Annotated in this window: 15 protein-coding genes and 1 tRNA gene; 14 read left to right on the top strand and 2 right to left on the bottom strand. The window is 71.2% G+C overall.

Going from position 1 to position 13,056, the window contains the following annotated elements:
* The first annotated feature begins 35 nt into the window (after positions 1 to 35).
* On the top strand, positions 36 to 452 hold the full coding sequence (gene ndk / locus R8Z57_RS08200; RefSeq protein ID WP_318353267.1) for a nucleoside-diphosphate kinase: 417 nt from the start codon (positions 36 to 38) through the stop codon (positions 450 to 452).
* Positions 453 to 485: 33 nt separating this feature from the next.
* Here ndk and R8Z57_RS08195 read toward each other — a convergent pair whose 3' ends face one another.
* Positions 486 to 1,109 carry a vitamin K epoxide reductase family protein gene (locus R8Z57_RS08195; RefSeq protein ID WP_318353266.1) on the bottom strand — a complete coding sequence of 208 codons (624 nt, stop codon included), beginning with the start codon at positions 1,107 to 1,109 and terminating at the stop codon, positions 486 to 488.
* Positions 1,110 to 1,451: 342 nt separating this feature from the next.
* Here R8Z57_RS08195 and R8Z57_RS08190 point away from each other — a divergent pair, with 342 nt between their 5' ends.
* On the top strand, positions 1,452 to 3,887 hold the full coding sequence (locus R8Z57_RS08190) for an Rne/Rng family ribonuclease (protein ID WP_318353265.1): 2,436 nt from the start codon (positions 1,452 to 1,454) through the stop codon (positions 3,885 to 3,887).
* A 71-nt stretch (positions 3,888 to 3,958) separates the two neighbouring features.
* Here the strand turns inward: R8Z57_RS08190 and R8Z57_RS08185 are convergent, their stop codons facing one another.
* The gene (locus R8Z57_RS08185; protein ID WP_318353264.1) at positions 3,959 to 4,225 is read right to left on the bottom strand and encodes a DUF4031 domain-containing protein; all 267 of its coding nucleotides are present in this window, start codon (positions 4,223 to 4,225) and stop codon (positions 3,959 to 3,961) included.
* Positions 4,226 to 4,386: 161 nt separating this feature from the next.
* Here R8Z57_RS08185 and rplU point away from each other — a divergent pair, with 161 nt between their 5' ends.
* The 12 genes from rplU to R8Z57_RS08125 all read left to right on the top strand — a co-directional run bounded on the left by rplU (position 4,387) and on the right by R8Z57_RS08125 (position 13,035).
* Positions 4,387 to 4,695, top strand: coding sequence for a 50S ribosomal protein L21 (gene rplU / locus R8Z57_RS08180; protein WP_109211193.1), 309 nt, complete (start codon positions 4,387 to 4,389; stop codon positions 4,693 to 4,695).
* Between the two features lie 18 nt (positions 4,696 to 4,713).
* Positions 4,714 to 4,971, top strand: coding sequence for a 50S ribosomal protein L27 (gene rpmA, locus R8Z57_RS08175; protein ID WP_109211194.1), 258 nt, complete (start codon positions 4,714 to 4,716; stop codon positions 4,969 to 4,971).
* 108 nt (positions 4,972 to 5,079) lie between these two features.
* Positions 5,080 to 6,588: a GTPase ObgE gene (gene obgE, locus R8Z57_RS08170; RefSeq protein ID WP_318353263.1), complete on the top strand. Its 1,509-nt coding sequence runs from the start codon at positions 5,080 to 5,082 to the stop codon at positions 6,586 to 6,588.
* Entirely contained in the window at positions 6,585 to 7,424 is an 840-nt protein-coding gene (gene proB, locus R8Z57_RS08165) for a glutamate 5-kinase (RefSeq protein WP_318353262.1), read from the top strand. Before obgE ends, proB begins: the two co-directional genes overlap by 4 nt.
* A complete protein-coding gene (locus R8Z57_RS08160) occupies positions 7,424 to 8,683 on the top strand; it encodes a glutamate-5-semialdehyde dehydrogenase (RefSeq protein WP_318353261.1) in 1,260 nt (419 codons plus the stop codon). Before proB ends, R8Z57_RS08160 begins: the two co-directional genes overlap by 1 nt.
* 54 nt (positions 8,684 to 8,737) lie before the next feature.
* Positions 8,738 to 8,962, top strand: a complete 225-nt coding sequence (locus tag R8Z57_RS08155) for a hypothetical protein (RefSeq protein WP_318353260.1) — start codon at positions 8,738 to 8,740, stop codon at positions 8,960 to 8,962.
* Between the two features lie 9 nt (positions 8,963 to 8,971).
* Positions 8,972 to 9,568, top strand: a complete 597-nt coding sequence (gene nadD / locus R8Z57_RS08150) for a nicotinate-nucleotide adenylyltransferase (protein ID WP_318353259.1) — start codon at positions 8,972 to 8,974, stop codon at positions 9,566 to 9,568.
* A complete protein-coding gene (locus R8Z57_RS08145; RefSeq protein WP_318353258.1) occupies positions 9,565 to 10,761 on the top strand; it encodes a hypothetical protein in 1,197 nt (398 codons plus the stop codon). The genes nadD and R8Z57_RS08145 overlap by 4 nt, the downstream gene beginning before the upstream one ends.
* Positions 10,761 to 11,141 (top strand): ribosome silencing factor, encoded by a 381-nt coding sequence (rsfS, locus tag R8Z57_RS08140; RefSeq protein ID WP_318353257.1) that lies wholly within the window; start codon positions 10,761 to 10,763, stop codon positions 11,139 to 11,141. Before R8Z57_RS08145 ends, rsfS begins: the two co-directional genes overlap by 1 nt.
* Positions 11,142 to 11,210: 69 nt before the next feature.
* Positions 11,211 to 11,283: transfer RNA gene (locus tag R8Z57_RS08135), tRNA-Ala, on the top strand.
* 145 nt (positions 11,284 to 11,428) lie between these two features.
* A complete protein-coding gene (locus R8Z57_RS08130; RefSeq protein ID WP_318353256.1) occupies positions 11,429 to 11,905 on the top strand; it encodes a VOC family protein in 477 nt (158 codons plus the stop codon).
* A gap of 149 nt (positions 11,906 to 12,054) precedes the next feature.
* Positions 12,055 to 13,035, top strand: a complete 981-nt coding sequence (locus tag R8Z57_RS08125) for a PQQ-dependent sugar dehydrogenase (protein WP_318353255.1) — start codon at positions 12,055 to 12,057, stop codon at positions 13,033 to 13,035.
* Positions 13,036 to 13,056 lie beyond the last annotated feature (21 nt).

The following is a 13,056-nucleotide window of genomic DNA, read 5'->3' as shown; positions in this document are numbered from 1 at the left end:
CCCCTCCTGAGCCCCGACCCGAAACGGAGACCCCCATGGCCACCGAAGAGACCCTCGTCCTCGTCAAGCCCGACGGCGTCGCCCGCGGCCTCACCGGCGCGATCCTGGCCCGCATCGAGGCGAAGGGGTACGCCCTGGTCGACCTCCGCCTGGTCGAGCCCGACCGCGAGCGGCTCGAGCGGCACTACGCCGAGCACGAGGGCAAGCCCTTCTACGAGCCGCTGCTCGAGTTCATGATGTCGGGCCCGTCGGTCGCCATCCGCCTTGCCGGCAACCGCGTGATCGAGGGCTTCCGCTCGCTCGCGGGGACGACCGACCCGACGACGGCCGCGCCGGGCACGATCCGTGGCGATCTCGGTCGCGACTGGGGGCTCAAGGTGCAGCAGAACCTCGTGCACGGCTCCGACAGCACCGAGTCCGCCGCCCGCGAGCTCGAGATCTGGTTCGGCTGACGCGATTCCCCGGCCCCGGGCGCGGGGCCGGGGTCATCCGAAGAACGTCTGCCAGATGTTGACGATCGCGTCCATCTCGAGCTGCGCGAGCAGCAGGATGATCGCGTAGCTCACGATGGCCGCCAGCGGCACCCATGCCATGAGCCGGCCGGCGACCCGCTGCACGCCCGCCGAGACGGGCGCGACGCCCGACCGCAGCAGATGCAGGGTGACCGCGTAGAACGTCGGGATCGTCACCGACCACGTCGCCATGCACCACGGGCACAGCGTGTGCAGGTTGGGCGCGTAGATGCTCTGGCTGATCAACCAGACGACGAAGCCGAACGCGAACGCGATCCCCGCCCAGAAGCACCACCAGAACCAGCGGGCGAAACGCGCGCCCGCGAGGATGGCCACTCCGACGACGATGGGGGCGATCCATCCGGAGAGGCCGAGGATCGGATTCGGGAATCCGAACACCGTCCCCTGCCACGAATCCAGGTTGGCCGAGCACTGCACCAGAACGCTCAGATCGCACGAGGCGATCGCGTTCGGATCGGCCAGCTTCTCGAACTTCTCGACGGTGAGCGAGAAGGCGGCCCACCATCCGATCACCCCGGCGATCACGAGCCAGATGGCGAGCCCCGTCGGACGGGTGTGGGTCTGCTGGTCGGGCATGGTTCGGATTATGGCATCGCGATCTGGACGGATGCCGCACCCGCGGGCCGTGGCAAATCACGCCGTCGTCGTCGTTGCTCAGCCGCAGGGGCGCGGCGAATGGGCAATCCGGCGGGGGAAGTGCGATAATGGGGCTCGATGACTCACGGCCGCGCCGTGATGATCACCACCAGAAGACTTCAGGGCGACGAATGCCCTTGGCAGTGCGAGCATCCGCCGCGTGCGACCTCCGCTGCAGACCGAGTGAGTTCGCGGCACCGCCCCGTCCGGAGGGCATGGGCGGCGCCGCACGAGATTTCGCCGGGCGACGCGCGGTGTCGCCCCGCTAGGAGTACGCCAGTGATGGCTGATGGCAACGATGAAGAATTCACCCCTCAGACCGAATCGGACGCGCCGCTGACCGCAGCGGCCGACGAGTCGTCGGGTGCCGCCGCCGAGTCGCCGGCGGCGCCGATCGATCCGGGCTCCCTCGAGGGGGAGCCTGCCGCGGACGCCGCGGTCGAGGATGCGGCCGACACGTCGGCGGCCGCGTCGGACGACGCCGACCAGGCCGGACCCGACGCGGCGCCGAGTGAGCCAGAAGCGGACGCCGCCGAGCCGGCAGGAGGCGAGTCGCCCGAGGCGACCGCGGTCGACCCGGCCGAGGCGGCCGATGCCGCGTCCGAGGTCGCAGAGCCCGAGGCGGTCGAACCCGACGCCGCCGCGCCCGAAGCCACGGAGCCCGAGGCGCCCGCGGAGCCCGAGGCGGTCACCGCCGTGACGCTGGGGCTGCTGCCCGAGGTCTTCGTGTCGGCGGTCTCCACGCAGCTGCACTTCTACGCGCCCGAGCTCACCGTCCTGCCCGCACGCCCCGAGCCCGAGCCCGAGCCGGAAGCCGCGTCGTCGGGCTCGTCGCGCCGCCGCAACCGCCGTCGCGGCGGCGAAGGCCGGGACGAGGCATCCGCTCCCTCCGAGCCGGCGCCGCCGCGTCAGCGCGCCGTCGAGCTCATCACCGAGCCGCAGCGCATCAAGGGATCCACGCGCCTCGAGGCCAAGAAGCAGCGTCGTCGCGACGGTCGCGAGGCCGGGCGTCGCCGTGCCGTCGTCACCGAAGCCGAGTTCCTCGCCCGCCGCGAGGCCGTCGACCGCGTCATGATCGTGCGCTCGCGCAACGGGCGCATCCAGATCGCGGTGCTGGAAGACAACGTGCTCGTCGAGCACTACGTGGCACGCAGCCAGGACGCGTCCCTCATCGGCAACGTCTACCTCGGACGCGTGCAGAACGTGCTGCCGAGCATGGAGGCCGCCTTCGTCGACATCGGCCGCGGCCGCAACGCGGTGCTGTACTCCGGCGAGGTCGACTGGGATGCCGTGGAGACGGGCAACCAGCCCCGGCGCATCGAGCTGGCGCTCAAGTCCGGCGACCGCGTGCTCGTGCAGGTCACCAAGGATCCGGTCGGGCACAAGGGCGCGCGCCTCACCAGCCAGATCTCGCTTCCCGGGCGCTACCTCGTCTACGTGCCGGGCGGCGCGATGAACGGGATCTCGCGCAAGCTCCCCGACACCGAGCGCGCGCGCCTGAAGAAGATCCTCAAGGAGGTGCTCCCCGAGTCCTCGGGCGTGATCGTGCGCACCGCGGCCGAGGGCGCCACCGAGGATCAGCTCACCCGGGACGTGCAGCGGCTCACCAACCAGTGGGAGCACATCTCCAAGCAGGTCGAGACGATCCAGGCCCCGGCGCTGCTGCACTCCGAGCCCGACCTGCTCGTCAAGATCGTCCGGGACGTCTTCAACGAGGACTTCTCGAAGATGCTCATCCAGGGCGATGACGCGCACCACACCATCTCGAAGTACCTCGAGTCGGTCGCTCCCGACCTGCTCGAGCGCGTCGAGCGCTATGAGGGCGAGCACGACCCGTTCGACGTCTTCCGCGTCACGGAGCAGATCGAGAAGGCGCTGGACCGCAAGGTGTGGCTGCCCTCCGGCGGCTCGCTGGTCATCGACCGCACCGAGGCCATGACGGTCGTCGACGTCAACACCGGCAAGTTCGTCGGCTCGGGCGGCAACCTCGAGGAGACGGTGACCAAGAACAACCTCGAGGCGGCGGAAGAGATCGTCCGCCAGCTGCGCCTGCGTGATATCGGCGGCATCATCGTCGTGGACTTCATCGACATGGTGCTCGAGTCCAACCGCGACCTCGTGCTGCGGCGCCTGGTCGAGTGCCTGAGCCGCGACCGCACCAAGCATCAGGTGGCCGAGGTCACGTCGCTGGGTCTCGTGCAGATGACGCGCAAGAAGCTGGGCCTGGGCCTCCTCGAGACTTTCAGCGAGCCGTGCGAGGTCTGCGCGGGCCGCGGGCTCATCGTGCACCACGACCCGGTCGTCAAGCACCGTGCGCCGGCTGCCGGCGCTCCGAACTCGGGCCGCCGCTCGCGCGGCGGGACCCCGGCGCCGTCCACCGGGGGATCCAACGGCACGCATGTCATCACAGAGGGTGTGAAGTCGGCGCTCGCGCAGATCGCGGCATCCACCATCCACCACCACGACGAAGCCGCACCCGTGGAGGCCGAGCCGGTCGTCGAGCAGCCGGCACCCCCCGCCGAGCGGCCCAAGAAGCGCAAGAAGCGGCAGGACGCCGGTTCGAAGAAGGAGGTGCGCACCGAGAAGGATCTGCTCCTCGACTCGGTGCTCAACGCCCTTCCCGAGCCCAAGGCTCCCGGCCAGGGCCGCTCGCGGCGACGCGTGACGACGGCGGCGCTGACCGGCACGCCGGTTCCGCACACGCCGGCCGAGGACTGAGCTCCGAACGACCGTCGGCCCCGTCGCGCACCGCGGCGGGGCCGACGGCCGTCCGGGGACAGGGGAGAGGCTCAGCGCCGGTCGCGGCCCCGCACCCTCAGGCCCGAGGCGATGAGCCGGCGCACCAGCTCGTGGCCGCTCACGTGCTGAGCGCCCGCCGCGACGAGTCGCGCGTGGGCCTCGTCGGGCACGTCGTAGTGGTCGAGATCGAAGCCGCGGCGGGGAATGCCGTTCGCCGCGGCGAAGGCGTGCAGCTCCTCGAGGTCGGAGTCGCTGACCAGGTGCGCCCAGAGGCGGCCATGCGCCGGCCAGCGCGGATCGTCGATCAGGATCGCCACGTCCAGATCCTACGCACCGGCGCCGCGACACGGGCCGGCCTGCTTTCGCGGACTGATCGTGAATCTGGTAAAGTTGACCCTTGGTGCGTCGAGATATCCGCACCGAGTCTTTCATGACGTCCCGAGCGCGTGCGCGTGCTCCCAGAAGAAACAGGTGTGAAGTGGTTTACGCAGTTGTGCGCGCCGGCGGCCGGCAGGAGAAGGTGGAGGTCGGCACGATCGTCGTCCTCGACCGCCAGGCCGCGAAGGTCGGCGACAAGATCGAGCTCCCCGCGGTGCTCTTCGTCGACGGCGACACCGTCACGACCGACGCCGACAAGCTCGCCAAGGTCACCGTCACCGCCGAGGTGCTCGGCGAGGAGCGCGGCCCGAAGATCGTGATCCAGAAGTTCAAGAACAAGACCGGTTACAAGAAGCGCCAGGGGCACCGCCAGGACCTCACGCGCGTCAAGGTCACCGGCATCAAGTAAGCCACAGGAGACGCAGAGATGGCACACAAAAAGGGCGCAAGCTCCACCCGCAACGGTCGTGACTCCAACGCTCAGCGCCTCGGCGTGAAGCGCTTCGGTGGTCAGGCCGTCAACGCCGGCGAGATCCTCGTCCGCCAGCGCGGCACGCACTTCCACCCCGGCGCCAACGTCGGCCGCGGTGGCGACGACACCCTGTTCGCGCTGGCCGCGGGCGCGGTCGAGTTCGGCCACAAGGGCGGCCGCAAGGTCGTCAACGTGGTGGCGGTCGCGGAGTAATTCCAGCGAGTCGCACAGACTTCGTGAAGGGGCGGGCTTCGGCTCGCCCCTTCCCTTTATCCCGATCCCGGCTCGGTCCGGGACGCATTCAGACCTGAGGGGGACCGCATGGTCACGTTCGTCGACCGGGTGACACTGCACTTGCGTGCCGGCAAGGGCGGCAACGGCTGCGTGTCGGTCAAGCGCGAGAAGTTCAAGCCGCTGGCCGGTCCCGACGGGGGCAACGGCGGCCACGGCGGCGACGTCGTTCTCGTCGCCGACCCGCAGGTCACCACCCTGCTCTCGTACCACCACTCGCCCCACCGCTCGAGCGGCAACGGCGGGTTCGGCATGGGCGATCACCGCTCCGGCGCCGCCGGCGAGGACCTCGTGCTCCCCGTGCCGGTCGGGACGGTGGTGAAGGATGCCTCGGGCGAGACCCTCGTCGACATGCTCGAGCCCGGCACGCGATTCGTCGCCGCGCCCGGCGGGATCGGCGGTCTCGGCAACGCCGCGCTGGCGACCCCGAAGCGCAAGGCCCCCGGCTTCGCCCTGCTCGGCACGCCCGGGTGGGAGGGCGACGTCCTCCTGGAGCTGAAGACGGTCGCCGACGTCGCCCTCGTGGGCTTCCCGTCGGCCGGCAAGTCGAGCCTCATCGCCGCCATCTCGGCCGCGCGCCCCAAGATCGCGGACTACCCCTTCACGACGCTGCACCCGAACCTCGGCGTGGTGCAGGCGGGCGACGAGCGGTACACCGTCGCGGACGTCCCCGGTCTCATCGAGGGCGCGAGCGAGGGCAGGGGCCTGGGTCTGGAGTTCCTCCGCCACGTCGAGCGCTGCACGGCACTCGTGCACGTGCTCGACTGCGCGACGCTGGAGCCGGGCCGCGACCCCCTCACCGACCTGGACGTGATCCTGGCGGAGCTGGCGGCGTACCCCGTGCCCGAGGGCCAGACGCCGCTCCTCGAACGACCGCAGCTCGTCGCGCTCAACAAGGTCGACGTGCCGGAGGCGCAGGAGCTGGCCGATCTCGTGCGTCCCGACCTGGAGGCTCGCGGCTTCCGCGTCTTCGAGATCTCGACCGTCAGTCACGCGGGGCTGCGGCAGCTCACGTTCGCGCTCGGCGACATCGTCGCCGCGCACCGCAAGGAGCAGGCCGCCGCTCCGGCGCCCGAGCGCGTCGTCATCCGCCCCAAGGGCTCGCAGAAGGAGTTCTCCGTGCGGGTCGAGGGCGGCACCTACGGCAACATCTACCGCATCCTCGGCGACAAGCCGCTCAAGTGGGTGCAGCAGACCGACTTCCAGAACGAGGAGGCCGTGGGCTACCTCGGCGATCGCCTCGAGAAGCTCGGCGTCGAGGACGAGCTGTTCCGCGCCGGCGCCACGCCCGGCGCCACCGTGGTGATCGGCGAAGGCGACGGCATCGTCTTCGACTGGGAGCCGTCGATCTCGTCCAACGCCGAGCTGATGACGGCGCCGCGCGGCACCGATCCGCGCCTGCTGCGCGACACCCGCCGCACCACGTCGGAGCGCCGCGAGAAGTACCACGACATGATGGACGCGAAGGCCGAGGCCCGTGCCGAGCTGGAGGCCGAGCGCATCGCGGAGCGGGCAGGGACCGCGGAGGACGCCGAGTGAGCACGCGCGAGCGCGCCGACATCCCCGCGGCCCGGCGGGTCGTCGTCAAGGTCGGCTCGTCCTCGATCAGCGGCGACAACGCCCACAAGATCAAGCCGCTCGTCGACGCCCTCGCCGCCGCGCACGGTCGCGGCACCGAAGTCGTCCTGGTCTCGTCGGGGGCGATCGCCACCGGCATGCCGTACCTGCTGCTCGACGAGCGCCCCAGCGATCTGGCGACGCAGCAGGCGGCGGCCGCCGTCGGCCAGAACGTCCTCATCTACCGCTACCAGGAGGCACTGCGCCCGTTCCGCATCGTCGCCGGACAGGTCCTGCTCACGGCCGGCGACCTCGAGAACCCCACGCACCGCTCGAACGCCCGCCGTGCGATGGAGCGACTCCTCGGTCTGCGCATCCTGCCGATCGTCAACGAGAACGACACGGTCGCCACCCATGAGATCCGGTTCGGCGACAACGATCGCCTCGCCGCCCTGGTGGGTCAGCTCATCGGCGCCGACGCGCTCGTGCTGCTCAGCGACATCGAATGCCTGTACACGCGCCCGCCCGACGAGCCCGGCGCCCAGCCGATCCCTCGGGTCGCCTACGGGGACGACCTCCACGGCTTCGAGTTCGGTTCGGTGGTCGTCAACAGCGTCGGCACCGGGGGAGCGGCGACGAAGGTCTCCGCAGCGCGGCTGGCCGCGGCATCCGGGATCGGAGTGCTCGTGACCAGCGCCGACCTCGTGGGCGAAGCGCTGTCGGGCACCGACGTGGGCACGTGGTTCCAGCCGAATCCCGAGCCGACGGCGGCCGCCGCGACCGGACCGCTGCGCACCGCCGTCGATAAACTGGGCTGATGACCACCACGGCCACCACGGCGCGCGAACGGATGCTGCTCGCGAAGGACGCCGCGCGCAGCATCGGCCTCCTCGGTGACGGCGAGAAGCGCGACGCGCTCCTCGCCATCGCCGATGCGATCGAGGCGGCGGCGCCGCGCATCGTGACGGCGAACGCCGAAGACCTCGAGCGCGGCGGGTCCACCGGTCTGTCGACCGCGCTGCAGGACCGCCTCCGCCTCGACGAGCCGCGCGTGGCGGCCCTCGCCGCCGCGGTCCGCGAGATCGCGGCGCTCCCCGACCCGGTCGGGCGCGTCCTCGACGAGCGCACCCTCGCCAACGGCGTCTCCCTCACAAAGGTCGCCGTGCCGTTCGGCGTGGTCGGCTCGATCTACGAGGCGCGGCCCAACGTCACGGTCGACATCGCCGCACTCTCGCTGCGTTCCGGCAACGCGGTGGTGCTGCGCGGCGGCACGGCTGCCGAGCGCACGAACGCCGCCCTCGTCGAGGCGATGCGCGGCGCGCTGGCCGACCGCGGCATCGACCCGGAGGCCATCCAGACCGTCGACGAATTCGGGCGTGACGGCGCGCGCGAGCTGATGCACGCACGCGGGGTCGTCGACGTCCTCGTGCCGCGCGGCAGCGCGCAGCTGATCGAGACGGTGGTCACCGAGTCGTCGGTGCCGGTGATCGAGACCGGCGCGGGCGTCGTGCACATCGTGCTCGACGAGTCCGCGCCGCTGGACTGGGCGCGCGACATCGTGGTGAACGCCAAGACGCAGCGACCGAGCGTGTGCAACGCCGTCGAGACGGTGCTCGTCCACCGTGGGGCCGCCGACCGGCTCGTCGGACCGGTCGTCGCGGCGCTGCAGCAGGGCGGTGTCACCGTCCACGGCGACGAGACCGTCGCGCAGCTCGCTGCCGACGTGACACCGGCAACGGACGAGGACTGGGCGACCGAGTACCTGAGCCTCGACGTGTCGATGCGCGTCGTCGACGACCTCGATGACGCGCTGGACCACATCCGTCGCTATTCCACGCACCACACCGAGTCGATCGTGACGCGGGATGCCGCGAACGAGGCCCGCTTCCTCGCCGAGGTGGACTCGGCTGTCGTGATGGCGAACACGTCGACGCGCTTCACCGACGGCGGCGAGTTCGGCTTCGGCGCGGAGGTGGGCATCTCCACCCAGAAGCTGCACGCCCGCGGGCCGATGGGACTGGCTGAGCTCACCAGCTCGAAGTGGCTGGCGCGCGGCGCCGGGCAGGTCCGCCCGTAACGGAATAGACTGGTCAGGTCCTGCGCCCCAGAGGCGAACCCGAACGGAGCCCGAATGACAATCGCCACGATCATCGCCCTCGCCGCTGAAGAGTCGGAGCACCACGGCAACGTCGCCTTCGAGACCGTGGGCTACGGCATCATCGCGATCGTCGTCTTCGCTGCGCTGGCCCTCGTGACGCTGTCGTACCGGAACGTGGCGAACCGTCACACGCACAAGGCGGAGGCCTATGCGCGGGCCCACGCCAACGACGTCCAGCGAACGGGGCACGGCCACTAAGGCTGCTGCATGTCGGTGACGGCAGCCCCGAGAGTCGGGGTCATGGGTGGGACGTTCGATCCCATCCATCATGGTCACCTCGTCGCCGCCAGCGAGGTGGCGCAGTGGTTCGACCTGGACGAGGTCGTCTTCGTCCCCACGGGCGAACCGTGGCAGAAAGAAGACGTCTCGCCGAGCGAGCACCGGTACCTGATGACCGTCATCGCCACGGCATCCAACCCTCGTTTCACGGTCAGCCGCGTCGACATCGACCGCGCCGGTCCCACCTACACCATCGACACGCTCCGCGATCTCAAGGCCCAGCGCCCGGACGCGGAGCTGTTCTTCATCACCGGGGCCGACGCCATAGCGCAAATTCTCAGTTGGAGGGACCATGATGAGTTGTGGGACCTCGCCCATTTCGTCGCGGTATCCAGGCCGGGACATGTGCTGAACACCGACGGACTGCCCAGCGACGACGTCAGCCAGCTCGAGATCCCCGCCCTGGCGATCTCCTCGACGGATTGCCGCGATCGCGTAGAGCGAGGACACCCGGTGTGGTACCTCGTCCCCGACGGGGTCGTCCAATACATTGCGAAGCACCACCTCTACCGGAGCAAGGAATGAGTACACCCGAGCACCCGGCGACACCAGCCCTCACGCGCAAGCAGATCCGCGAGCTGCGGAACACCGGATCGACCCCGGTGATCACCGCCGGCCCGGCGGCCGATGAGCCCGACGCCGCCCCGAGCGCCCCCGCGGCGCCCCCCGTGGCCGCGGCGCCGCCCTCGGCGCTGCCGGTCACCCCGTTCCCGCGTCCCGCCGACCCTGCGCCGGTGGCGCCGCCGCCCGTCGCAGACTCCGCGGTCGACCTCGGCGTGTCGCCGCTCACCCGTCGTCAGGCGCGACAGCAGGAGCGCATCCGCACGGCCTCGGTGCCGGTGATCACGCCCGAGGTCGTCGCCGCACACGCGGCAGCGTCCGCGGCCCCGGCGCCCGCGCTCGCGTTCCCCGTGGCCGCTCCGCCGCAGACATCCTCGTTCGGCGAGCCCGAGCCCCCGCTCTTCACCGCGCCCGACGACGCGTCCGCCGTGTCGACCGACAGCGGCATGCACGCGCTGTTCGGCATCCCGCGCGATGCCGAGAGCACCACGCCCCCGAAGGACTCATCGCCGTGGGCGGCACCCGCGACCGGTGCCACGTCGTCGGAGCCTGAGACCGCCGCCGGCGATGCTCGCGACGAGGACGACCCGTTCGGCGACGTGCTCGGAGCCGCTGCGCCGGCCGCCGACGCCGCCGAGGAGCAGCAGAAGTCGGTGGTCAGCCCGACGCTCGGGGCCAGCCTCCTCGACGACCAGGCTGCCCCAGCCGCGCCGCAGGCCGTGGAGTTCCCGCCGTCGTTCGACCAGCTGCTCTCGCGCACCACCGGCTCGATCGCGGTCCCGAACACGCTCATCGTGTCGCAGGCGCCCGAGGTCTCGCCGCTCGTGGCTCCGGTCACGGCGACCGGCGAGGTCATCGTGACCGGCACGTTCAATCTGCCCGAGGGCCTGGGCTCGACCGGCCACGCGAAGGGCACCGCCGACGGCAAGGAGATCGACGCGACCCTCGTCGACGGCGAGCTGCCGTCGCACTCGTCGCCGACGCCCATCGCGGCCAGCGCGGCGGTGAGCACGGTGAAGACTCCCGGTGAGGTGATCAAGCCGCCGGTGCCGGAGAAGGGCGGCAAGCTCATGATGTCGCTGGCCATCACGGCCGGCGTGCTCGCCCTCGCCCTGGTCGGGGTGCTGATCCTCGCCTTCGTCACGGGAGTGTTCTGATGGTCGCCACCGCACAGTCGCATGACATGCTCCAGATCGCGGCGGCCGCGGCGGACGCGAAGGGCGGCGAGGATCTCGTCGCCCTGGACGTGTCGGAGCCGCTGCCGCTGGTCGACATCTTCCTCCTGGTCACCGGGCGCAGTGAGCGCAACGTCGCGGCGATCGCCGACGAGATCGAAGACAAGCTCCTGGAAGCCGGTCACAAGCGCCTGCGTCGCGAGGGGCGCGAGGAGTCGCGCTGGATCCTGATCGATTTCGGCGACCTCGTGGTCCACGTCTTCCACGAGCAGGAGCGCGTCTACTACGGCCTGGAGCGCCTGTGGAAGGACTGCCCGGTCGTGCCGGTCGGCCTTCCCGCGCACACCGCCGCCGAGGAGTGACGTGGTTCGGAGCACCCGTCGGAGTGTTGTAAGCTAGACGAGTTGCCCCGCGAGAGCGGGAAGACGTCAGGGCCTGTGGCGCAGCTGGTAGCGCACCTGCATGGCATGCAGGGGGTCAGGGGTTCGAGTCCCCTCAGGTCCACCGAGAAAGGCCGCCCGATCGGGCGGCCTTTCGGTCTGCACCGGCGCTGCGACGACCGCGCGCCACCCGGGCGGGCTCCTGATCATGGCGCGCCGGCCGAGCCCGCCCATTGCATCGCCCGGCGCGCTCGGAGAGGGTAGGACGCATGAGTGCCGTGACCCCGTTCCTCTGGTTCGACGATGCGGCCGAAGAGGCCGTCACCTTCTACACGGCACTGATCCCGGACTCCGAGATCGTGACGATCGGACGGTATCCCGACGAGGTGCCCGGCATGGGCGGCAAGGTCATGCACGTGCACTTCCGCCTCGGCGGCCGTGACTACTTCGGCATGGACGCCGGGCCCCAGTTCCCCTTCACCGAGGCCGTGTCGCTGTACGTCGCGTGCCGGGACCAGGACGAGGTGGATCGGTACTGGGACGCCCTCACCGCCGACGGCGGCCAGGAGCAGCCGTGCGGCTGGCTCAAGGACCGCTGGGGGCTGTCGTGGCAGATCATCCCCGACCGCCTGGTCGAGCTGATCCGCCACCCCGATCCCGAGATCGCCCATCGCGCCGTGCAGGCGATGCTCCGCATGCGCCGCATCGACCTGGCCGTGCTCGAAGCGGCGGTAGCCGGCGGATGACGCGACGCGCACGGGCCGTGGGAACGGGATGCCTCCTCCTGTCGTTGCTCGCGGCGACGGCGTGCAGCGCTCCCGCACCCGCGCCTGAGGTGTCACCGCGCCCACCCACGGTCGGGGAGCCGCCGACGACCTCCGACGGGTGGTGGCGCGTGGGCCCGGAGATCGGCCTGCTGGCCGAAGGCCTGGCCGCACCGTGGTCGGTCGTGCCGCTGGACGGCGGGGGCGCCCTCGTGTCTCAGCGCGACGACGGCGCCGTGCGCGAGGTCACCGCGACGGGGGAGGTGCGCGTCGCCGGCACGGTCCCGGGCGTCGTGTCGGGCGGAGAGTCGGGGCTGCACGGACTGGCCCTGCGTCCCGGTGGGGACGAGCCGATGCTGTACGCGTACTACGGCGCAGCCGACGACAACCGCGTGGTGCGGATGCCGCTCCTCGGCGAACCCGGTGGCTACGAGCTCGGCCCCGCCGAGGTGATCCTCGAGGGCATCCCGCGGGCGAGCACGCATGACGGCGGCCGCCTGGCCTTCGGGCCCGACGGCTTCCTCTACGTGACGACGGGCGATGCCCAGCAGGGCGAGTCGGCGCAGGATGTCGGCTCCCTCGGCGGCAAGATCCTCCGCGTCACCCCCGAGGGGGAGCCCGCGCCCGGCAATCCGTGGGGCTCGGCCGTCTATTCGATGGGCCACCGCAACGTGCAGGGCATCGCGTGGACCGCCGACGGCGCGATGTGGGCCAGCGAGTTCGGCCAGAACACCTGGGACGAGCTGAACCGCATCGAGCCCGGTGCGAACTACGGCTGGCCGGTCGTCGAGGGCACCGCGGAGCGGGACGGGTTCGTGGATCCGGTCGCCGAGTGGGCGACGAGCGAGGCCAGCCCCAGCGGCATCACCGCGTTCGGCGACACGGTGTTCGTGGCAGGTCTTCGCGGGGAACGCCTGTGGCAGGTGGACACCAGCGACGGGCGGTCCGCGCACGCGCCTGTCGCGGCGCTGACGGGGTTCGGGCGTCTCCGGGACGCGGTCGCGCTGCCCGACGGCTCGCTGTGGATCCTGACCGGCAACACCGACGGCCGGGGCAGTCCCCGGCCGGGCGACGATCGGCTGCTGCGCGTGGAGCTCATGCCTGCGCAGTGAGGTGGCCGCCGGCCGCAGGAC

The sequence above is a fragment of the Microbacterium sp. M3 genome (genome assembly GCF_033548675.1).
GTDB lineage: Bacteria > Actinomycetota > Actinomycetes > Actinomycetales > Microbacteriaceae > Microbacterium > Microbacterium arthrosphaerae.
Note: the sequence above shows the minus strand (reverse complement) of the source record. Positions and strands in the feature narration are given on the sequence as shown.

Coding starts and splice junctions, on each gene's coding strand:
- ndk (WP_318353267.1), top strand. CDS start 36: ATGGCCACCGAAGAGACCCTCGTCCTCGTCAAGCCCGACGGCGTCGCC.
- R8Z57_RS08195 (WP_318353266.1), bottom strand. CDS start 1,109: ATGCCCGACCAGCAGACCCACACCCGTCCGACGGGGCTCGCCATCTGG.
- R8Z57_RS08190 (WP_318353265.1), top strand. CDS start 1,452: ATGGCTGATGGCAACGATGAAGAATTCACCCCTCAGACCGAATCGGAC.
- rpmA (WP_109211194.1), top strand. CDS start 4,714: ATGGCACACAAAAAGGGCGCAAGCTCCACCCGCAACGGTCGTGACTCC.
- obgE (WP_318353263.1), top strand. CDS start 5,080: ATGGTCACGTTCGTCGACCGGGTGACACTGCACTTGCGTGCCGGCAAG.
- R8Z57_RS08160 (WP_318353261.1), top strand. CDS start 7,424: ATGACCACCACGGCCACCACGGCGCGCGAACGGATGCTGCTCGCGAAG.
- R8Z57_RS08155 (WP_318353260.1), top strand. CDS start 8,738: ATGACAATCGCCACGATCATCGCCCTCGCCGCTGAAGAGTCGGAGCAC.
- nadD (WP_318353259.1), top strand. CDS start 8,972: ATGTCGGTGACGGCAGCCCCGAGAGTCGGGGTCATGGGTGGGACGTTC.
- R8Z57_RS08145 (WP_318353258.1), top strand. CDS start 9,565: ATGAGTACACCCGAGCACCCGGCGACACCAGCCCTCACGCGCAAGCAG.
- rsfS (WP_318353257.1), top strand. CDS start 10,761: ATGGTCGCCACCGCACAGTCGCATGACATGCTCCAGATCGCGGCGGCC.
- R8Z57_RS08130 (WP_318353256.1), top strand. CDS start 11,429: ATGAGTGCCGTGACCCCGTTCCTCTGGTTCGACGATGCGGCCGAAGAG.